This is a genomic window from Lutimonas saemankumensis, from assembly GCF_020171465.1.
Taxonomy (GTDB): Bacteria; Bacteroidota; Bacteroidia; order Flavobacteriales; family Flavobacteriaceae; genus Lutimonas; species Lutimonas saemankumensis.
On record NZ_JAIUZR010000005.1, the window covers coordinates 198,460 to 218,027 of the forward strand.

18 protein-coding genes are annotated in these 19,568 nt (G+C 39.2%); 6 read left to right on the forward strand and 12 right to left on the reverse strand.

Annotated features, from left to right (window positions below):
• Nucleotides 1-11: 11 nt before the first annotated feature.
• The 5 genes from LCM02_RS12855 to LCM02_RS12875 all read right to left on the reverse strand — a co-directional run bounded on the left by LCM02_RS12855 (nt 12) and on the right by LCM02_RS12875 (nt 5,922).
• Nucleotides 12-572: a sugar O-acetyltransferase gene (locus tag LCM02_RS12855; protein WP_224931465.1), complete on the reverse strand. Its 561-nt coding sequence runs from the start codon at nt 570-572 to the stop codon at nt 12-14.
• A gap of 126 nt (nt 573-698) precedes the next feature.
• A complete protein-coding gene (locus tag LCM02_RS12860; RefSeq protein ID WP_224930768.1) occupies nt 699-1,646 on the reverse strand; it encodes an L-histidine N(alpha)-methyltransferase in 948 nt (315 codons plus the stop codon).
• Nucleotides 1,646-2,803 (reverse strand): ergothioneine biosynthesis protein EgtB, encoded by a 1,158-nt coding sequence (gene egtB, locus LCM02_RS12865; protein ID WP_224930772.1) that lies wholly within the window; start codon nt 2,801-2,803, stop codon nt 1,646-1,648. The genes LCM02_RS12860 and egtB overlap by 1 nt, the downstream gene beginning before the upstream one ends.
• 66 nt (nt 2,804-2,869) lie before the next feature.
• Nucleotides 2,870-4,147, reverse strand: coding sequence for an NAD(P)/FAD-dependent oxidoreductase (locus tag LCM02_RS12870; protein WP_224930776.1), 1,278 nt, complete (start codon nt 4,145-4,147; stop codon nt 2,870-2,872).
• A 17-nt stretch (nt 4,148-4,164) separates the two neighbouring features.
• The gene (locus LCM02_RS12875; protein ID WP_224930779.1) at nt 4,165-5,922 is read right to left on the reverse strand and encodes a M61 family metallopeptidase; all 1,758 of its coding nucleotides are present in this window, start codon (nt 5,920-5,922) and stop codon (nt 4,165-4,167) included.
• A gap of 158 nt (nt 5,923-6,080) precedes the next feature.
• Here LCM02_RS12875 and LCM02_RS12880 point away from each other — a divergent pair, with 158 nt between their 5' ends.
• Nucleotides 6,081-6,917 carry a CvfB family protein gene (locus LCM02_RS12880; RefSeq protein ID WP_224930782.1) on the forward strand — a complete coding sequence of 279 codons (837 nt, stop codon included), beginning with the start codon at nt 6,081-6,083 and terminating at the stop codon, nt 6,915-6,917.
• A 9-nt stretch (nt 6,918-6,926) separates the two neighbouring features.
• Here the strand turns inward: LCM02_RS12880 and LCM02_RS12885 are convergent, their stop codons facing one another.
• Nucleotides 6,927-7,919: an acyl-ACP desaturase gene (locus tag LCM02_RS12885; protein WP_224930786.1), complete on the reverse strand. Its 993-nt coding sequence runs from the start codon at nt 7,917-7,919 to the stop codon at nt 6,927-6,929.
• 171 nt (nt 7,920-8,090) lie between these two features.
• Between LCM02_RS12885 and LCM02_RS12890 the strand changes: the two genes are divergently transcribed.
• The 5 genes from LCM02_RS12890 to LCM02_RS12910 are packed head-to-tail and all read left to right on the forward strand — an operon-like array spanning nt 8,091 to nt 13,202.
• A complete protein-coding gene (locus LCM02_RS12890; protein ID WP_224930789.1) occupies nt 8,091-8,552 on the forward strand; it encodes a potassium channel family protein in 462 nt (153 codons plus the stop codon).
• A 44-nt stretch (nt 8,553-8,596) separates the two neighbouring features.
• Nucleotides 8,597-9,670: an HlyD family secretion protein gene (locus LCM02_RS12895; RefSeq protein ID WP_224930792.1), complete on the forward strand. Its 1,074-nt coding sequence runs from the start codon at nt 8,597-8,599 to the stop codon at nt 9,668-9,670.
• A 40-nt stretch (nt 9,671-9,710) separates the two neighbouring features.
• A complete protein-coding gene (locus tag LCM02_RS12900; protein ID WP_224930795.1) occupies nt 9,711-10,703 on the forward strand; it encodes a hypothetical protein in 993 nt (330 codons plus the stop codon).
• Nucleotides 10,700-12,091 carry an efflux transporter outer membrane subunit gene (locus LCM02_RS12905; RefSeq protein ID WP_224930798.1) on the forward strand — a complete coding sequence of 464 codons (1,392 nt, stop codon included), beginning with the start codon at nt 10,700-10,702 and terminating at the stop codon, nt 12,089-12,091. The genes LCM02_RS12900 and LCM02_RS12905 overlap by 4 nt, the downstream gene beginning before the upstream one ends.
• Before the next feature lie 16 nt (nt 12,092-12,107).
• A complete protein-coding gene (locus LCM02_RS12910) occupies nt 12,108-13,202 on the forward strand; it encodes an AI-2E family transporter (protein ID WP_224930801.1) in 1,095 nt (364 codons plus the stop codon).
• A gap of 29 nt (nt 13,203-13,231) precedes the next feature.
• Here LCM02_RS12910 and LCM02_RS12915 read toward each other — a convergent pair whose 3' ends face one another.
• The 6 genes from LCM02_RS12915 to LCM02_RS12940 are packed head-to-tail and all read right to left on the reverse strand — an operon-like array spanning nt 13,232 to nt 19,484.
• Nucleotides 13,232-13,492, reverse strand: coding sequence for a HypC/HybG/HupF family hydrogenase formation chaperone (locus LCM02_RS12915; protein WP_224930804.1), 261 nt, complete (start codon nt 13,490-13,492; stop codon nt 13,232-13,234).
• 20 nt (nt 13,493-13,512) lie between these two features.
• Nucleotides 13,513-14,424: a hydrogenase nickel incorporation protein HypB gene (gene hypB, locus LCM02_RS12920; protein WP_224930808.1), complete on the reverse strand. Its 912-nt coding sequence runs from the start codon at nt 14,422-14,424 to the stop codon at nt 13,513-13,515.
• 43 nt (nt 14,425-14,467) lie between these two features.
• Nucleotides 14,468-14,953, reverse strand: coding sequence for a hydrogenase maturation protease (locus tag LCM02_RS12925; RefSeq protein ID WP_224930810.1), 486 nt, complete (start codon nt 14,951-14,953; stop codon nt 14,468-14,470).
• Complete coding sequence (locus tag LCM02_RS12930) at nt 14,934-16,388, reverse strand: Ni/Fe hydrogenase subunit alpha (RefSeq protein WP_224930814.1); 1,455 nt, start codon at nt 16,386-16,388, stop codon at nt 14,934-14,936. Before LCM02_RS12930 ends, LCM02_RS12925 begins: the two co-directional genes overlap by 20 nt.
• Before the next feature lie 11 nt (nt 16,389-16,399).
• Nucleotides 16,400-17,668, reverse strand: a complete 1,269-nt coding sequence (locus LCM02_RS12935) for an NADH-quinone oxidoreductase subunit B family protein (RefSeq protein ID WP_224930818.1) — start codon at nt 17,666-17,668, stop codon at nt 16,400-16,402.
• A complete protein-coding gene (locus LCM02_RS12940) occupies nt 17,661-19,484 on the reverse strand; it encodes an NAD(P)H-dependent oxidoreductase subunit E (RefSeq protein WP_224930822.1) in 1,824 nt (607 codons plus the stop codon). Before LCM02_RS12940 ends, LCM02_RS12935 begins: the two co-directional genes overlap by 8 nt.
• Between the last annotated feature and the right edge of the window lie 84 nt (nt 19,485-19,568).

The window sequence follows — 19,568 nt, forward strand, 5'->3', positions numbered from 1 at the left end:
ATAAATAATGTTTAATTGATAATCTCTTTGATGATCACAGCCGGGTTGCCTCCTACAACCACATTTGCGGGTACGGATTTGGTCACAACAGCGCCCCCGGCAATAACGGCTCCATCCTCAATGGTTACCCCGGGATAAATTATGGCACCACCACCTATCCATACGTTGTTTCCTATTGATACAGGTTTAGCATATTCCAGCCAGGAATTTCTTGTTTTAACATCGAGCGGGTGGGTAGCTGTGTAGATCTGAACATCAGGGCCAACAAGTACCTGATCTCCGAATTCCACCTTCATAACATCAAGAACAACACAATTAAAATTAAAAAACACATTTTTTCCTGTGTGTATGTTATATCCGTAGTCACAATAGAATGGGGGCTCAACCCAGAGTCCTTTACCACTATTTGGGAGTAACTCTTTCAATAATGAATTTCGCTTTTTTTTACTGTCTTCATTGAGCTGGTTGATTTTTTGAAAAAGAAGGCGTGCCTGATGTCTTTCTTCGACTAATTCCCGATCATTAGGATTGTAAAGTTCCCCGGACAACATTTTTGTTTTTTCTGACATAATACAGATTTGTTATATCAAATATAGTTATTAATAAAAATCAATCTCACTCAATAGTAAACAAATCAATCTAATCCTGGCTTTGTAGATATCAGCAATGCTTCTTTTTAATGATAATCATACTTTCCGCTATGAACGACTCAAAACATAATCAGCAAAATACCGGTTCTTATCTGTCAGTTTGGCAACAATTTTAAAATCGGTTTCATTTAAGATCTTCTTCATGATCTTATCGTCGTATTTTCTCGAGATTTCGGTTTGAATTCTTTCTCCTTTTTCAAAAGAAAAACTCCTGTCCAAACTCTCTATCCTTATTTCCTGAGCCCTGTTGCTCACAAGATAACTGCGAGCTATCCCTTCATGCATGTAATACTCCGGTGCATGATCGAAAGCAGAAATATCAAAATGCCCTCCAAGTTCCTTATTTATCCTTCTTAAAAGATTTAGATTGAACTCTTTTGTGATTCCATGTGGATCATCATAGGCCGGCCTTACAAGATCCTCTGATTTAATGAGGTCAACACCCAATATTAATTTGTCATAAGGTTTTAGATTGGCCCCAATCTGGTAAATGAATTTGGTTGAATTTTCATCAGTAAGGTTTCCTATATTGGAACCAAGAAAAAGAATCACTTTTGGATGGTTGTTTGTTTTTAATGTTTCTAAAACATTGAAATAGTCTCCGTGTTTTTTGCGGACATCGAGTTGAGGAAATTCACACCCCAGTTTGGCTTCCAGATCGTTTAGTGCCGTAGCGGAGATATCAATCGGAAGATAGCTGAAATCATAGCCTTCCTGCAACAGGCTTTGTAAAAGATATTTTGTTTTCGTACCGTCTCCGGCCCCCAGTTCAATAAGCTCGAAGAAAACATCTTTTTTCATGGACAAAGCTTTGATTATCTCCACACTTTTTTCTTTGAATATTTCGAGTTCCGCCCTGGTTGGGTAGTATTCGGGCATATTCATAATTTTAATAAAGAGAGCATCTCCCAGGGCATCATAAAAGTATTTTGAAGGAATACTTTTTGGTTTTTGGCCAAGACCTTCAACCACATCTTTTTTGAATTGTTCGATCATTATTTTGCAAGTCTTATTCCTGAATACTGCCAACTGAGGTCCGGTTGAAAAAAATTTCTGTATGATTTTCTCGAATGCCCGGGAGTAGTTACTGCGGATGAACCTCTCAGAACCATTTGATTCGACATAAATTTACCATTGTATTCCCCAACGGCACCTTCTGCAATAGTAAATCCGGGATAGGGCAAATAGGCCGAATTCGTCCATTCCCAGCGTTGCCCCCAATTAATCATTTCAGCTGCTGCTTCCCACTCAAACTCAGTAGGAAGTCTGTATCCTTTCCAGGTTGCAAATGCCATTGCCTCGTAAAAAGAAACGTGATTAACAGATTCTTCAGGGGAAATACTTTTCTCCCCGATGCTTGAAAAATGGACCCATTCTGAATCTTGTTTTCTCCAGTATAAAGGAGCTTTGATCATTTTATTTTTGACCCATGCCCAGCCGTCATCGAGCCATAGATTGAAATTTTCATAGCCGCCGTCCTCTATAAATTCCAGATATTCTCCATTGGTGACAAGTTCTTTTTGAATTTGAAAAGCTTCTAAAAAAACCTTATGCCTTCCGAGTTCATTGTCAAAGCAAAATCCATTTCCCTGAAATCCGATTTGATAAATCCCTTCTTTCATCTCGATCCATGAACCGGATGAATGCTCTGAATACATTATATCACTTATTTTTTCCGTTCTGTTTATTCTGTTAAAAGGGTTTTTAAAAAGAGAATATTTTATGTCAGTTTGCAGTAATTCCTGATGCTGTTCCTCGTGTTGTATCCCCAATTCCGTGAGTTCCATTACGGATTGTTCGTTGGTTGTTTTTAACAGCATTCGTAATCTGTCATCAACATAATCTCGGTATGCCAACACTTCTCCAATTCCCGGCCTGCTTAAGAGTCCGCGATTTTTCCTTTCAATTCGTTCTCCGACATTATTGTAATAACTGTTAAATAGCATACTGAAATATGGATTGAACACTTCGTAATCCTCCGCGTATCTCTTTAGAATCATTTCTTCAAAAAACCATGTTGTATGGGCAAGGTGCCATTTTGGAGGGCTGGCAAATTCGGCACCCTGCAAATTGAAATCCTCTGGTTGAAGATGTTCACAAAGGGTGTTCGTCCTGTTTCTTGTATCGGTGAATTTTTTGATCAGATCTGTCATACACTTTTTTGTTGCACCTTCCTGAAAATTAGTGCAAATTCTTTGTTTTCGCAAGTTGTTGTGAAATTAGTCCTTCTTCATTTTAGCGAATTTTCTGATGATTACTCTTGTGCCCTTATCATAATTGAGATAACTCCAGGCCCAATTCATAAAAACGACCATCTTGTTTCTAAAATCAACGAGCAACATTAAATGCACAGCCATCCAAATATACCAGCCCAAAATTCCGCTAAGCTTAAAATTCCTTAAATCAACAACCGCATTGTTTCTGCCTATGGTTGCCATCGTTCCTTTGTCGTTGTAGACGAAAGGTTTTTCCTCCTTTTTTTTCGATTTACGGTTAAAGTTTCTTGCCAGATGTCGTCCCTGCTGTTCCGCTACTGAAGCGAGCATAGCGTGACCGTTTGGATTTTCTTCTGATTTCATGCAAGCCACGTCTCCAATGGCGTATATAGTATTCGAACCCTTTAAAAGATTTTTTTCATCGACCAAAATCCTGTTGCCTCGAGCAATAAGTTTTTTATTTATTCCCGCCGGATAGTGGCCTTTTATTCCGGCAGCCCAAATCAGGGTTCGGGCCTCAAAAGATTTATCAGTTGTTGCAGCAACCTTACCGTCGAAACTTTTAACGCTGGATCGAAGCCAGATGTTAATTCCTCTTTTTTGTAAATACCGGGTGGCATTTTCCGAGGCTTCATTGCTCATACTTGCCAGTACCCTGTCATCCGCTTCAATGATATTGATCTGCATCCTTCTGATATCAAGGTCCGGATAGTCATTAGGAAGCACATGGGCCTTGAGCTCAGCAAGTGAACCTGCCACTTCAATACCGGTAGGTCCCGCGCCAACCACTAGAAAATTCATCAATCGCTCCCTTTCCTTTAAATCATTTGTGTTCAATGCTTCTTCAAAGTTCTGGATAATCAGGCTTCGAAGGTTGAGCGCTTCAATAACATTTTTCATAGGCATGGCGAATTTTTCAATATCCGGCATACCAAAATAATTGGAGGTGGCCCCTGTAGCAATGATCAAAAAATCATAGTTTATTTCACCAATGTCCGTTATTACATTTTTATTTTCGGTGTCTATTTTTTTGGTTGAGGCAAGTCTGAAATAAAAATTTTTCTTCCCTTTGAAAATTTTACGGATTGGATATACCACGGAATCGGGTTCCAGGCCGCTACTGGCAACCTGGTACAAAAGTGGTTGAAAAGTATGATAATTGTTCTTATCTATGAGAACAACCTGATATTGGTTACTGTCAATTTTTTTACAGAATTTTAATCCTGCAAAACCGCAACCAATAACAACAATTCTCGGAAGGTTAATTTGGGGGATATTCATTTTTTAAACTAGTTTGTCTAATTATTGTTAAGCCACCTGTTTTGATTTTTCTGCTCGTTTCTTTCTGCATTTGGGATCAAACTTGTCACATAATCCGAATTGTTCAGAAATACTAAATAAGTCTCTTTTTGTTCCCCGTAACGGTTAAATACAATTTTCACCTTATCACCGGGTTTGTACGCGTTTAATAAAGTTTTAGGATCTAGTTTGTTATTGGTCAGTTTTCCGTCAATTGATACAATTCGATCTCCTTTTGACAATCCTGCGTTATAAAATGAGCCCTTTTCAAGCGGGTATGAATCGATTAGCCACTTATTGTCAATAACCTGAACGGTACCGCCAAAAGAGGGTAAATGAAGGAAAGGCTGACTCAGGCTGACCCCAACAGAATTGAGTAAGCTTTTATAATCTGGCATCTTACTACCAAAAATGTAGGCATTAAAAAAATCATCTGCGAATTTCTCGTTACTGTAATCTGATAAAGATTTCTTTAGATCCTTCAGGGTATATGGGATTTCCTGCCTTCCAAAATTATTCCACGCAAGTTGCATATAACCATCGAGAGATTTTTCAGGATTGAGCTGCCTAAGGCTCAAATCGAGAGCCAGTCCCAAAGCATTTCCATATGAGTAATAGGATATAAATAGATTTTCCCAGTTTACCTGATCAATTGAGCTGGCCGCATCAACAAAAGGCGCCTGATAGCTCATTTCCACCGGAGAATAGTGATTTCTGCCAGGAGAATTCCAGACTTTATTAAGTAATGATGAGAGTCCTTGAATATATGCTTCTCGACTTAAAATTCCGGATCTGCAGAGAACCAGCCCCGTGTAATAACTTGTAAACCCTTCTGCAAACCACAATTCACCTGACATGTTCGCTTCTGTGAAATCAAAAGGTTCCAGGGAAGAAGGGCGCAACCTTTCAACATTCCAAGCGTGAAAAAACTCATGGGCCACTGTTCCTATATTTTCCTGATCTCCACCCTCTGACAAGGCCTTTAAATCTGTTAAAATGGTTGAATTTCTGTGCTCCATACCGTCTCCGTGAACATTAGGTGCATAACAGGCAAGAAACGTATAATTACCAAATTCAAAATCAGGAAGTTCTCCAAATATTTCCAATTCTGATCTTACAATTTTTTCAACATTTTTCATGTAATCCTCAAATCCATCATAACTCTCAGTTTGATGTAAAACGAACCGAATGTTATATTCCCTGTCATTCGATTTTATTGGAAAACTACGAACCTGATGATCACTGATTTCAATTGGGCTATCCATAAAATATTGGAGGTTAGGAGCCCTGTAATTTTTTTCATCGATGCGTTCGAGTTGGGTTGCTACCTTCCAGTTCAGATCAATTCGGGGATTGATTTTCAATTCAATTTTTTCCGATGCATGAGCAGGGGCATACAGAAAAGTTGCCGGTATGTTGAGGTGAGCGTGAGTTTCATCAACTTGTGAATAGGTTCCATCTCCATGGTTGGCAAAAAGCTTATAACTGACATTGACAATTCCATTATGACCCGTAATATCCCATTGATAGGGGTTTGGCCTGTGCACTTTTAGCTCTGTTCCATTATGATCAAGAGCAACCAGGTCAAATACATTTTTTGCAAATTCATGAACGGCATAACGGCCAGGAGAACTTCGACTCATCCTTATCGAGAGAGTATCCTTTTTCACATTTTGAAAATAAATTTTAATATCCGCCTGATGATGGACGGCATTTTCAAAACTGATTTCATACGAGACGGATGCTTGTGCACTCATCATTAAAACGCAAAACAGGCAGATTACTAAAATACGGGACCTTAGATTCATAGATTTCATGGCGACTTAAAACGGCAGGTAAATATATTCATAATAATTTCGAATTCATAGTACAGCCTCAAGGTAGTCTTAAATAAAAAAGAGATACATTTGCACCCATGGAGAACGGTAAGATTCATAAGCTTGAAATTGTTGATAAAGACCCAAGGGGATATATTCTTGAAGATGATAAGAGGAATCAGGTTCTTCTTCCCTTTACCGGAGTTGAGACAGATTATGAAATAGGATCATTTGCTGAGGTTTTTATTTATAAAGATCGGGTGAGGGTGGTAAGTAGTAAGTTACCAAAAGTGGAAGTTGACAACTTTGCCTTCATGAAAGTGACTAAGATTACCAGTAACGGGGCTTACCTTGACTGGGGTCTTGAAAAAGATCTTTTTGTCCCGGCCGAGGAGCAAATGGATACGCTGGTTGTGGGAGAATCATACGTGTTTTTTGTTTATGAGGATGAAGATTCGGGGGCTATAAGAGGATCCCAGCGAATTGAAGATTTCGTGTTTTTTGATGAAATAGACGTGGAAAAGGGCCAGGAGGTGGAGATCTTTCCTTATCGTAAAAGTCAGCTTGGTGTAAATGCTGTTGTAAATAACCTTTATTTTGGTTTGATCTTTAATTCTGATATTCATAAAGAGGTAAAAATAGGGAGTGCGATAAAGGGATATGTCAAACAGGTCAGGGATGATGGTAAAATTGATATTACTCTTGAGCCTATGGGATATAAACAAAGTATAGACCCTATTGCCCAGAAATTGTACAATTCGATCAAAATATCCGGAGATTTTCTTCCATTAACAGATAAAAGTGACCCGGCCGAAATAAGGGAACATCTGGGAATAAGTAAAAAAGCATTTAAACGAGCCGTGGGCCATCTCTATAAAAACAAAAAGATAAAAATTACCCCGGAGGGATTGATTCTAAACCAAACCGCTACCTAGTAAAATCTGTTACACCAGTGGATTCATCCATTTAAACTGATGGTTTGTATCCGGAACAACAATTCTCTCAGCAATTCTTTCCATTCTTTCAGGGAGCTTCATCAAGTAGTTTCGGGCTTTTTCAGCATCCGCACTTAATCCTGTGATTTTGTCTATGTTCCAGGCCTGGTTTAATTTCCTAAGGATATCGACATAATCAAAACTGGTGTAAACGCCTGCTCTTTGAGCTACTTCTGAAAACTTCTCAAATAAGTTGCCCTGTGCCCCAAATGATTCCCGAAGGTGCATCGCGGGCATCGTTATCTTTAGTTTCATCATGTCAAAGTAGGCCATCATCATCTCACTGGGGTCAACCGTAAAAATCTGTCGAATAAATTCTGTATAAGCCTTGTGGTGCCTCATCTCATCGCCAGCAATGATCTTACACATCTTTCCCAGATTTTTCATTCCTGCCTTTCTGGCAAGTTTAGCCACATTATTATGAGAAACATAAGTGGCAAGTTCCTGAAAGGAAGTGTAAACAAAATTCTTGTAAGGATCTCTGGCCGTACCAATGTCAAAACCATCAGCGATCAAATGTTGTGTAGTGATTTCAACCTCACGCATATTAACTCTACCAGATAAATAAATGTATTTGTTAAGCACGTCACCATGACGGTTTTCCTCTGCCGTCCACATTCTTACCCATTTTGCCCATCCATTGTCACCGTCTTCTTCATGCTGACTTACTCCGTCAAGATCCATCAGCCAAGATTCATAGGTTGGCAGGGCTTCCTCAGTGATCATATCACCTACCAGGGTAATCCAGAAATCATTCCCTAAATCTTTAGATATTTCTCTTATCTCCCGGACTTCTTCCATAAACGAATCCGACTGAGGATTGGGTAAAAAATCTGAAGGTTGCCAGATCTTTTCAGGCGGAATTAAATAGTCATCCAAAAAGGAATCAACATTTTTTTCCAGGGTTCGCATGACTTCTTTACGTATATTTTTGACTGACATCTTGATTTTTTTAGTGAAATGCGAAGTTAATCAGATTTTGCGAAACTACGGAGCCTGCACACTCTAATTTATTTATGGCTCTTTACTTCTTAGAGGAATATTTATAGTTTTCTTCGATTGAAAATCAAAATAAAAATTTTATTTTTAGAAAGCCAAACCTAATTCTTTATCATGCTTTTCAATATTTTCATCGGGCTGTTCGTTGTAGCATTAACAGTGATTATACAGGGTTATGGTACCGTATTCTGGATAAGCAGAGTAAAAAAAAGAGGTGGTTTGGAATCTTTTACAAAGCACAAGAACAGGTGGACATTACTGCTGATCTCATCATCATTTTTCTTAATATTTCTTCACCTTATTCAAACTGCTATTTGGGCCTTAACGTATCTCCTTTTACCCGAAGTAACAGAATTTGAGACTTTTGAGAAATCCATGTATTTTTCATTAGTGACATTTACAACCCTTGGATATGGAGAAATTACCATTGGGTCCTCCAACAGAATTCTGGCAGGTCTTGAAGCTATTAATGGAATAACCCTGATCGGATGGTCAACAGCTTTTATGTTTGCGATTTTCCAGCAGATGCTTGGACACGGAATAAAAATTAAAAAGAAAAAAGTTACCAAAGAATAACGAATTAGATTAAAGAAATTGGTATAACCAGTTATAGTTATGTTATGGGAAAGGAAAAAAAATCTATAAAAAAAGTAAGCTTTATAGTTCTAATCATTACGGGAGTGTTTTTTATATGGTATGTCAGTGCGGACCGTCATACACCATATACGGACCAGGCCCGAATACAGGGGCTGATAACTCCGGTGAGCCCCAGGGTTTCGGGTTTTGTAACTGAAATTAATATCAAACTGCATTCAAGAGTAAAGGCAGGCGATGTATTGTTTCAATTGGACAAACGACCTTTTGAAATTGCGATTGACATGGCCGAGGCCGAAATAGATAATACAACGCAATCCGTTGCCGCAAGCGGAGCTTCAGTAAAGTCTTCAGCCGGGAAACTCGGTGTTGCCAAGGCTCAGTTGGACAGGGCACAAAGAAACTGGGACAGGGTCCAAAAGGTGATGCGTGAGAATGAAGGAGCACTTTCAGAGGCAGACAAAGATCAGGCTGAAACTGCCCTGCTTCAGGCTACAGAACAGGTGGCTTCGGCAGAAGCAAGTCTGGAAAGGGCCAAACAATCTTTAGGTGTTTCGGGTCCTGACAATCCAAAAATCAGGAGAGCGGTTCAAAAACTTGAAAAAGCTCAACTCGACCTGGAATTTTCAACCGTCATGGCTCCCACAGATGGAGTAATTGAAAGTTTTGATGTTGACTTGGGGTATTATGCAAATGCAGGACAGCCGATAACTACTTTGATTTCAAGTTCTGATGTTTGGATTCAGGCCAATTTAAAGGAAAATAACCTTTCAAAAATGAACCTTGAAGATGAGGTTGAGTTCTCACTTGATATTGCCCCCGGAACAATTTTTAAAGGCCGGGTACGGAGTATTGGTTTTGGCGTTGCCACTGACCAGACAAACAAAGGAGGATTGCCATCCGTTTCTGAAAAAAAAGGATGGTTGCAGGATCCTCAGCGGTTTCCTGTCATTATTAGCTGCGACGACCCTGAAGTAAGGGATCTGTATAGATTGGGCGGACAGGTGGATGTGGTTGTCTACACAGGAGACAATTTTTTACTTAACTCAATTGCAGGATTTAGATTAAGGCTTATTTCTTTTTTATCATATGTCAGGTAGGACCAGGAAAATATCGCTGTTTGCAATTGACTGGGCCTCAATGATACCAGTAATAAGGTATGTTCTGGGCTCCTGTTTTATTCTCGGGGTTACCTCACTGATGAATTATGACCTGGCTTATTTAACCTCGGTACTTTCTTTGGGATATCTCGCTCCCGGAGCGAAACCCCTCAGTTTTAAGCAGGGAGGAGGGTTTTTGCTCATTTTAACTTTGATTACCGGTACGGCGGTTATTTTTTCTGAATTGTTTTTAGAATATGCCATGGTGTTTATGCCTTTGCTTTTGTTGTCGCTGCTTTGGTTGTATTACACAGATAAAATACCGATGATGGTAAAATTGTTCTCGCTTATCAGTATGGTAATCATTCCATTTGTTTCCATAGATACTGCGGCAATAGGTAGTTATGTGGCTTCCAGACTGGTTTTTAATGCTTTTATGGCGGTGTTATTATCACAGATCATTTTTATGGTTTTTCCGTTATGCGAGGCGGATATTCCCTTTGAAAAGAAAAAGGAAGAGGCCAGGAAAAAAACCGATAGAGAACGCTATAATTATGCCATCAGTATTATTGTCATCTTATTACCGGTACTTCTTTTGTTTTATATGTTTAAGTTATCTTCAAGTGTATTGATTCTTACTTTTATTGCGATCTTATCTATTAGCCCCGCACTTGCAAATCCCAAGGTGGGATTAGTGATGATCGTAGCCAACATTCTAGGGGGACTGTTTGGGATACTTGGATATAAATTACTGGTCATTGTACCCAATTTTACATTTATGATTCTATTGGTCTTTGTGATAGGGATGTTTTTTGGAAGCAGGCTTTTTTCAGACAGTAAGTACGCAGCTATTTTTGGGAGTGGATTTTCAACTTTCTTATTGATCCTTGGATCGGTTACATCATCTGATGCAGAAGCCGGAAGTAAGGTTTGGAGCAGGGTTATTCAAATATCGATAGCGGTGATCTATGTGGTGATCGCCTTCAATATTCTCAACAGAATTTTGGAATCTAAAAAGAAGGAAACGGCATGAAGAATCTGATAAAATATATGCTGATAATCGGTTTTACAGGCTTAGTGTTCTTTTTGGTGGAAGGATGTAAAGTAGGTAGAGACTACGAAAGACAACCGGTTGAATCTCCCGAATCATTTCAACTGGATTTTCCAAAGGACAGCAGTATTTCAAATATTCCCTGGTGGAGGTTATTTAATGACAGTGTCCTTGTGGATCTTATCGACACGGCTTTGGTAAATAATATAAACATACAGATCGCCATTTCAAGAATTCAGGAAGCCGAACTGCAAATTGACATCGCAAAAGCGGATTATTACCCGTTCATAGGTTACAATGCCTACGGTTCAAGTGGGACTAATTCAGAAGTTTCGGGTTGGAATAATGCGGCAGGAGGAGGTGTCAACGTCTCGTACACTGTCGATCTTTGGCAAAAGATCAAATCGATGAACAAAATTGCACTCCAGAATTATTTAGCCTCAGAAGAGGCCTATAAAGCGTTAAATATCAGCATCGTTTCCGCTGTGGCTTCTGCTTATGTATCTTTACGAGATATCGATAACCGAATAATCATTTCTCAGAAAACGGCTGAAAATTTCCAGGAAAACCTCGACGTCATGCAGGCGCGATTTAATGGGGGGTTTATCAGTGAAGTTGATCTTTCCCAATCAAAGATTCAATTGAGTGAAGCAAAAACCGCTATTGAGATCTTTGACCGTTCAAGGGGACAGATCGAAAATGCTATAAGTATTTTACTTGGGACTCCACCAAAATCGATTCCGAGAGGTAATTCGCTTTTTGATCAGATTTCTATACCTGAAATTCCTGTGGGGCTACCATCAGAGCTACTAGACAGAAGACCTGATATTTTGCAGGCTGAACGAAACCTTCATGCTCAAACTCTGAGAATTGGTGTCGCAGAAGCCCTAAAATATCCCTCATTAACCCTAAGCCTGGACATGGGGGCACAATTGGTAAATCCTTCATTTTTATTTGCTGATCTGGGAGCACAGTTATTGGGCCCGATATTCAATGCCGGAAGATTGCAAAGAAATGTAGAAGTAGAAGAAGCACGGACCAAGCAGTTGTTGCTGAATTATGAAGCCACTTACTTAACTGCGCTGCAGGAGGTGGAGGATGCCATGATAGCCGTTGAAACGTATGGGAGAGAATACGATCTGAGGAATGAACAAATGCAAATGGCCACAAAGGCATCACAACTTTCCTGGGTACGCTATGACGGAGGATTGACAAGTTATCTTGAAGTTTTGAATCTTCAAACCTCTCAATTCAATGCTGAGTTAAGGGCTTCGGAAGCTTTTAAAAATGAGCTCACTTCGGTTATTAAACTCTATGAAGCCCTGGGCGGAGGCTGGTATGCTCCCGAAAATGAACAAACAGTAAACTAATTTAAAATCCTTGATAATGAAAAATACAGATTCTAGAAAACCCTTTGATATTTATATCAAAATAGTACTGATCTCATTACTACTGGTATGGAGCTTTTTAATCGTGAGGCCATTTGTTACCTTGATCGTTTGGTCCATAATAGTAGCCGTGGCCCTTTATCCCTTTTATCAGAAACTTTTAAAACTAACCAAGGGAAAAAAGAAAGGTTTGATAACCTCACTTTTTACGATTATTCTAATTGCATTGATTGTTTTGCCAACAATTGGCCTTACATCTTCCATAATCGATTCAGGACAAGAGTTTTATCAAAGCTTTGAAGCCGGAACCTTAAAAGTTCCGCCTCCGGCAGAATCCATTAAAGAATGGCCTGTAATTGGGAAAGATATTTACAGTGTCTGGGCTACGGCTTCTCATGATCTCGAAAATTTTATCGTGAAGTATAAAGATCAGATATCAAGTTCTTTAAGCTGGTTTTTCAGCAGTTTCGCGGGCTTGATGGGATCCGTGGCCTTAGGGCTTTTTGCCTTGATCATTGCTGCTGTTTTTATGTCTTCGGCCGACTCGGGATATCAGTCTGGGGTTAATTTTATAAACAGGCTGGTTGCAGGTAAAGGAGAAGAAATAATGACAATGTGCGTTAGTACAATAAGATCTGTTGTCAAAGGGATTCTTCTCGTGGCAATTATTCAGGCCGCATTGGCATATATAGGATTTATAGTTATTGATCTTCCGGCAGCGTCTCTGTTTGCCATGTTGGTTTTGATATTTGCCATAATCCAATTGCCTCCGTTGATTGCAATGATACCTGCGATAGCTATTGTATTTTCTTATGCGGATTCAACGCCTGCCATTATATTCACGATCTATTCTATCATAGTTTCCATGTCTGACAGTTTCCTAAAACCTATCTTACTGGGTAAAGGACTTGAAACTCCAATGCTCGTAATACTGATAGGGGCTTTAGGAGGAATGATGTTACAGGGAATTCTCGGCCTTTTTATAGGGCCGGTAATTTTGGCTTTGATGTTTCAGCTCTATACAAACTGGGTGGCAGAGGGTCATCCTGATGCTCCTGTTGAAAAAAAGGTTAAGCCTACTTCAGAAGAATAATCTAAAAAAAGCTCCGAAAGGAGCTTTTTTTATGTGGAATCTGAGTCGTCAAGCTCGTGTAGCTCCCCAAGCTGTTTGAGTAATTCAAAAGTTTTTTTTGCCTCTTCTTCATTGACGATACTTATGGCGGCACCTACATGAACCATCACATAATCACCTACTTTTGCCTCAGGCACCAGCGTCAGGCTTACTTCCTTGATAATACCGTCAAAGGAGACCTTTCCAACTCGGAAAATATCATCGAGTTGTTCCGTAATTTTTATCAGTTTGCCAGGAATGGAAAGGCACATAGAACTACTAATTTAACAGATTAATTTTCAAAAACTTTAATTTCTTGATGCATCCAGTCATACCACGATTCCATACCCTCGCCAGTTGTTGCTGAAACTTCAAAGAACTTTAATCCGGGATTTACTTTTAACGCGTATGATTTCAGTTTTTCCAGATCAAAATCAAGGTAGGGCAGTAAGTCTGTTTTATTAATAAGGCAAATGTCTGAGCCATGGAACATGTCCGGATATTTAAGCGGTTTGTCTTCCCCTTCGGTGACGCTGATGATTACAATTCTTTTATTTTCACCCAGATCGAACATTGACGGACAAACCAGGTTTCCGACATTTTCGATCATCAGCACAGAATTTTCCACAGGGTCGAGTTTTTTAACCGCGTTGTAAATCATATCACTTTCTAAGTGACATCCTTTTCCTGTATTAATTTGTATTACGGGTACCTTCAGGGCATCTATTCTATTGGCATCCTGCATAGTTTGCTGATCACCCTCTATAACAGAAAAACGCATTATTTCTTTAAGATCTTGAAGTGTTTTTTCAAGAATACTCGTTTTACCAGAACCTGGAGAACTAACCAGATTGATGGCATATATGTTTTTGGCCTCAAAATATCCTCTGTTCCTGGCAGCCATCAGATCATTTTGCTGCAGTATATTTTGCTGAACCTCGATTACTGTTTTACGGCTTGTATGATGTTCATGAGGACGTCCATGTTCATGTTCGTGGTGATGTCCATGTTCATGTTCGTGGTAATGTCCATGATGTTTGTGGTGATGATCATGCTGATGATGTTCCTGTTGATGATCATGATGCATATGTCCATGCCCATGATCGTGATCATGATGCACATGTTGATGACCTCCAGGATCATGTCGGGGTTTTTCGATGGAAAAATGTCCTTCAGGACTTCCGCATCCACAGGTTCCACACATAGAATAAAAGATTTAAGTTTTCCAAATATACTAAAAGCAGAGTTTAACAGATATGACTTCTATCATGCCTATTATTTTGAATCATGCTTAGCTGCATTTTGATAAACTCCTTCGCCCGGTTTAGATTGATCAAACCATTTTCACTCAGACTCTGAGAGAGATCCCATTTGTATCCCTGAATTCCCAAAATATAAGAATTAGGATTCCTCTTGAATAAGTTGTTCTCAAGCCAGAGAACTGTTGATGGGTCCAGTGCATGCGATGTAAGTCCAAACCCTTCATTAGGTTTACAAGGTCTAAAATAGTAACCCTTATCAGTTGCTTCCTGAGTTGCGTCGATAAATATCACCGAATCGTAAGAGGAGATTATAGAAGCATCTTCAATCTGGAGTTGATATCTGTACAGACAATCTACTTCCGGGAATGATTTTTCGATATAACCAATTAGATTCCAGCCGAGTCCGTCATCGGAACGGCCGGAATTTCCTATACCTATGATCAGCAGATCTTTAGTTTTTTCTTTTAACATCCGTAAGATTTCCCAAATGATCGTAAAGACTAATTTCCAAAGGCATTTTACCCATGGCATGAGTTGCGCAACTCAAACAAGGGTCATAGGCCCTTATCGCTACTTCAACCTGATTCAGCATGTCTTCAGTGATCTTTTGTTTACTGTCTATCACGTTATTGGCAACCCATTTTACCGCCTGGTTCATGGCTTCGTTATTATGTGTTGTTGAAACGATGAGGTTGCATCGGGTTATTCTGTCCTTCTCGTCCACCTGATAGTGATGAATCAAGGTGCCTCTTGGAGCCTCAATAATACCAATCCCCTCATTTCTTCGCTCACCTCTACGCGTCAGATCATTACTCAAAATATCATCGTCTTCCAAAAGTTCTTTCATCATTTCAGCACAATGAAGCAATTCTATAAGTCTTGCCCAATGTGAAAACATTGAACTGTTATTGGTTTTACCCATTGTGGCATTCAAGTAGGATAGTCTTTCAAATGCAGCATTTGGCGTGTCAATTCCTTCACAAACATTCAATCTTGCCAGAGGGCCAACACGATTCCATCCGTTTTCTTTTCCCATATGTTTTAAATACGGGAACTTCAGATAAGACCATTTTTCAACCCCTTCATAGAAATAGTTTTGATATTCACTGGAGGGTATATCTTTCAGGGTGATCTTGCCTTCGTCATCAATAGCTCTGAGATAACCGTCATACAGATCCAGATAGCCCGTATCTTTATTTACAAGACCCAGATGACCGGAAGGAAAGTTAGCAAACTGATGGAACCATTCCTGATTTTTTGAATAATAGACTTTAATGAACTCCAATATCTCTTTTGACCATTCGATCATTGCATCAACAGAAGGAATCTCTTTTCCACTCAGAAAATAGTCACGTTCCTGGGCACTTATTTTTTTGTGCACTCCTCCAGGAGTTGTAGAGATCCCATGAATTCTTTTTCCGGCTATCATTTCAATGATTTCCTGGCCAAACTTTCTCATAAGAATTCCTTTTTTAGCAAGCTCCGGATATTCCATGGCCACAGAAACTACATTTCTCATCTTTGGTTTGGCATCCACTCCAAAAAGAAGATCAGGAGAAGCGAGATAGAAAAAATGAAGCGCATGTGACTGAAAAATTTGTCCATAGTGTAAAAGCTTTCTTATTTTTTGCGCCGGAACAGAAAGATCTTCCGGTTCCAGTCCCACAATTTGATCTATGGCTTTTGCGGCAGCCAGATGGTGACTTACAGGACATATTCCACATAATCGCTGCACCATAACCGGAGCTTCCCAGTAGGGATGGCCTTGAATGAATTTCTCAAAACCTCTGAATTCAACAATATGAAAAAATGAATCTTTTACCTTATTATTTTCGTCGAGGTGAATGGTTACTTTCCCGTGCCCTTCAACTCTTGTTACCGGATCTATGACTATTTTTTGACTCATGATATTGGCTTTTAATCGTATTTAAACTCTTCATGCATAACAGGGAATTCTTTACCCAACAGTATGCTTTTTACTGCCTTCCAGATGTGATTGGCGTTTGGGGGACATCCTGGAATGAAGTAGTCAATTTTGACAACTTCATTGGTAGGATAAACATTATTCAGAATTTTAGGAATATCCTCATGATTTGGAATAGTATTAGCGCCTATTTCACTGGTAATTCCGTGAATATAGGCTTCTTCAAGACATTCTTTGAGAGGAAAGAAATTTCGCATCGCAGGGATTCCTCCCATGATCGCACACTCACCAAAAGCGATGAGGATGTCACATTTTTTCCTAAATTCCTTTAAAACTTTAATGTTCTCGGAATTGGCAACACCTCCCTCGATCAATCCTACATGACAGCGTTTACTAAATTTTTTGATATCTGTAAGAGGCGATTTATTGAATTCAACGATTTCCAGCATATCGATGAGTTCCGTATCAATATCAAGCAAGGACATATGACAACCAAAGCAGCCTGCCAAAGAGGTTGTTGCCACTATAAATTTTTCATCTTCCTTCTTAATGGCACATAAATCACCTGAGGAGGTTTGCTTTGTTTTTCCCAGAATGTCATATTTTCTTTCTCCAAAAGGCTCTTTATAGATCATACCTTTCACGAGAATTGCTCCAACAGGGCATATATTCATAGCATGTAAGGCCTCTGCTTCTGAGAGCTTATCTTCCTGCTGGTAATCAATATGAACCCTTGTGTTGACACCTCGATTTACAAATGAAAAAATGTCCATTCCGTCCGAAGTACTGATCTCTTCAACGCAACGCCTGCAGAGAATACACCTGTTGGATTCCATGATCATTCTTTTGGGATTAAAATCCACATGCTTATTGCTAAATACATGAGGGAAACGAGAAACGGTAATTCCCATATCATAGGCAAGGTTCTGTAAATCGCAATTACCACTTTTTTCGCAAGAAGGGCAGAAATGATTTCCTTCAGCGAACAACATTTCAATAATTGCCTTTCGGGTATCGATAAGTTCAGGGGTATTGATCTCAACCTGCATCCCTTCTTTTACTTTTGTTGTACAGCTCGTGGTGAACTTCCCATTGACCATAACCGTACAGATCCTGCAGGTACCAAGGGAAGGTTCTATTTCTCTGAAATGACACAGCGTAGGTATATAGATTCCATTTTCCTTCGCTGCATCGACAAGTTTTTTATTCTCTAATACCTGGTATTCTTTACCATCGATATTAATATTGACTTTTTTATTCATGGACCTGTTCAATTTCGTTAATGATAGTATCGTAATCACTTACAACATTTTCCGATTCAAAGGATTTATTAAAATCACTTTGAGCCAACAAACATTTTTTAAATTCATTTGGAAATTTCAACAGCCCTGTTAGCAGACAGTTTGTTGAGGTTTTCCCAAGACCGCAACGGCTTGACTGTTTGATGATGGTACTCCATTGTTTGATCTCTTCAAGATCAGTTTCTTCAGCGTGGCATAGTGCTATTTTCTGCAGCTTTTTTGTGAGTAAAAAGTTACCCGTTCTGCAAGGTGCACAAATTCCACAGGATTCGGCAACGAAGAAATCAGAAATATTTTCAAAGACAGGAATGAGATCCCGGTCTTTGTTAAAAACCATAAAAGAACCACCGCTTCTTAGTCCGATAGCACTCATTTTTCGAGCGTATTGAATTGGGTCATCCCACTGGAATTGAACATGTTCGGCAAGTAGATTCTCACCTGATATCTCACGGTCAAAGTCAGCTGAAGACAAGCATTCACCGGCATAACCATTGAAGAGTATCATATAGGGATCCTCTGCTTCAATGAGTTTTAAAAACTGCTTTAACTTCATTCCCCATTCAATTTCATAAATCCCGGGTTTTCCGCAATCACCAGAAACGCTGAGTAATTTTGTTCCTTTCGTTGCATCCGTTCCGATTTTTAGATATTTATCAAGTGACATGTTAACGATTCTTGGAACAGCGCAAAGGGTTTCCACATTATTGATAATGGTTGGTTTGTCATATAAACCCTTTTCCACCGGGAAATACTCCTTAGTCGATGGTTCACCACGTCTTCCTTCAATGGAACTGATCAACGCAGTTTCCTCACCACATACATAGGCACCTGCTCCCATATGAATTTCGACATCAAAATCAAATCCGGGTATTCCCATAATGGTATCTCCGAGAAAATTTCTTTTTCTGAATTTTTCAATCTCTGCTTCAATTTTATCTTTTAAATAAAAATATTCGGCACGCAAATAGATATATCCCTTGGTGGCCCCAACTGCGTAGGCCGCCATTGACATGCCTTCAATCATAAGCCCCGGAAGTTTGTTCATGAGTACCCTGTCTTTGAAAGTTCCCGGTTCGCCTTCGTCTGCGTTACAAACGATATATTTTTGGTCAGCAACATTCTTTTTACAGAATTCCCATTTCATTCCGGTAGGGAAAAAGGCCCCTCCTCTTCCTGCCAATTTGGATTTTTTTACAATTTCAATCAACTGGTCAGGAGAAATTTTTTTTAGTTTGCGCAAAGCCTCTCCCGGCACATAAGGTTTCATAAATACGACCTTGTCCTTTTCAGGAACATATCTTATATTATTCTTCGGAACCGAACAGATTTCTGAAGGGTTAGTTCCCAATTTTAACTGGTCTATTATCTTTTTGACCTTTAACGGAGTAAGATTTGTAAAAGGCTGGAAATTGATCAGAGCCGAAGTTTCCTGATCACTAAGTCCTATACAGGAGGTTTCAAATAGTCCAAACATTTTATCTTCAGTAGTTTCGCCAAAAGAAATTCCGAGTTCTTTTTCAAAGGCCTTTTTGACCGCAGAAAAATCGGATTGTTTAGAAATGATACTGTTGTTCAGGTAAATAGTAAAATTCCCCGCATGAGTGCGATGGAAAAAATGATAAAAAGTGATAATGCCTTCTAATTCAGTACGTGAAATTTTAAATTCTTTGGCGATTTTTGTCATATCATCTGAAGAGATGAACCGTCTTTTTTTTTGAATATCCCACAGAATACCCATCAAAGAGGATTTTGGCAAAGGGGTTTTAGGAGTAGCCATAATCGTAAAAATGTGAAGAAAAAAAATAAGTATTTCAGCCCATTAATTCTATGATAAAAATCAGGGTTTATAATTTAAAAAAAA

What these genes read in the sequence shown, in the direction of transcription:
- LCM02_RS12860 (WP_224930768.1), bottom strand. Translation starts at nt 1,646, where the DNA reads ATGATCGAACAATTCAAAAAAGATGTGGTTGAAGGTCTTGGCCAAAAA.
- LCM02_RS12915 (WP_224930804.1), bottom strand. Translation starts at nt 13,492, where the DNA reads ATGTGCCTTTCCATTCCTGGCAAACTGATAAAAATTACGGAACAACTC.
- LCM02_RS12910 (WP_224930801.1), top strand. Translation starts at nt 12,108, where the DNA reads ATGAAAAATACAGATTCTAGAAAACCCTTTGATATTTATATCAAAATA.
- LCM02_RS12900 (WP_224930795.1), top strand. Translation starts at nt 9,711, where the DNA reads ATGATACCAGTAATAAGGTATGTTCTGGGCTCCTGTTTTATTCTCGGG.
- LCM02_RS12895 (WP_224930792.1), top strand. Translation starts at nt 8,597, where the DNA reads ATGGGAAAGGAAAAAAAATCTATAAAAAAAGTAAGCTTTATAGTTCTA.
- LCM02_RS12870 (WP_224930776.1), bottom strand. Translation starts at nt 4,147, where the DNA reads ATGAATATCCCCCAAATTAACCTTCCGAGAATTGTTGTTATTGGTTGC.
- LCM02_RS12885 (WP_224930786.1), bottom strand. Translation starts at nt 7,919, where the DNA reads ATGTCAGTCAAAAATATACGTAAAGAAGTCATGCGAACCCTGGAAAAA.
- LCM02_RS12935 (WP_224930818.1), bottom strand. Translation starts at nt 17,668, where the DNA reads ATGAATAAAAAAGTCAATATTAATATCGATGGTAAAGAATACCAGGTA.
- LCM02_RS12880 (WP_224930782.1), top strand. Translation starts at nt 6,081, where the DNA reads ATGGAGAACGGTAAGATTCATAAGCTTGAAATTGTTGATAAAGACCCA.
- LCM02_RS12940 (WP_224930822.1), bottom strand. Translation starts at nt 19,484, where the DNA reads ATGGCTACTCCTAAAACCCCTTTGCCAAAATCCTCTTTGATGGGTATT.
- LCM02_RS12875 (WP_224930779.1), bottom strand. Translation starts at nt 5,922, where the DNA reads ATGAGTGCACAAGCATCCGTCTCGTATGAAATCAGTTTTGAAAATGCC.
- hypB (WP_224930808.1), bottom strand. Translation starts at nt 14,424, where the DNA reads ATGTGTGGAACCTGTGGATGCGGAAGTCCTGAAGGACATTTTTCCATC.
- LCM02_RS12890 (WP_224930789.1), top strand. Translation starts at nt 8,091, where the DNA reads ATGCTTTTCAATATTTTCATCGGGCTGTTCGTTGTAGCATTAACAGTG.
- LCM02_RS12905 (WP_224930798.1), top strand. Translation starts at nt 10,700, where the DNA reads ATGAAGAATCTGATAAAATATATGCTGATAATCGGTTTTACAGGCTTA.
- egtB (WP_224930772.1), bottom strand. Translation starts at nt 2,803, where the DNA reads ATGACAGATCTGATCAAAAAATTCACCGATACAAGAAACAGGACGAAC.
- LCM02_RS12925 (WP_224930810.1), bottom strand. Translation starts at nt 14,953, where the DNA reads ATGTTAAAAGAAAAAACTAAAGATCTGCTGATCATAGGTATAGGAAAT.
- LCM02_RS12930 (WP_224930814.1), bottom strand. Translation starts at nt 16,388, where the DNA reads ATGAGTCAAAAAATAGTCATAGATCCGGTAACAAGAGTTGAAGGGCAC.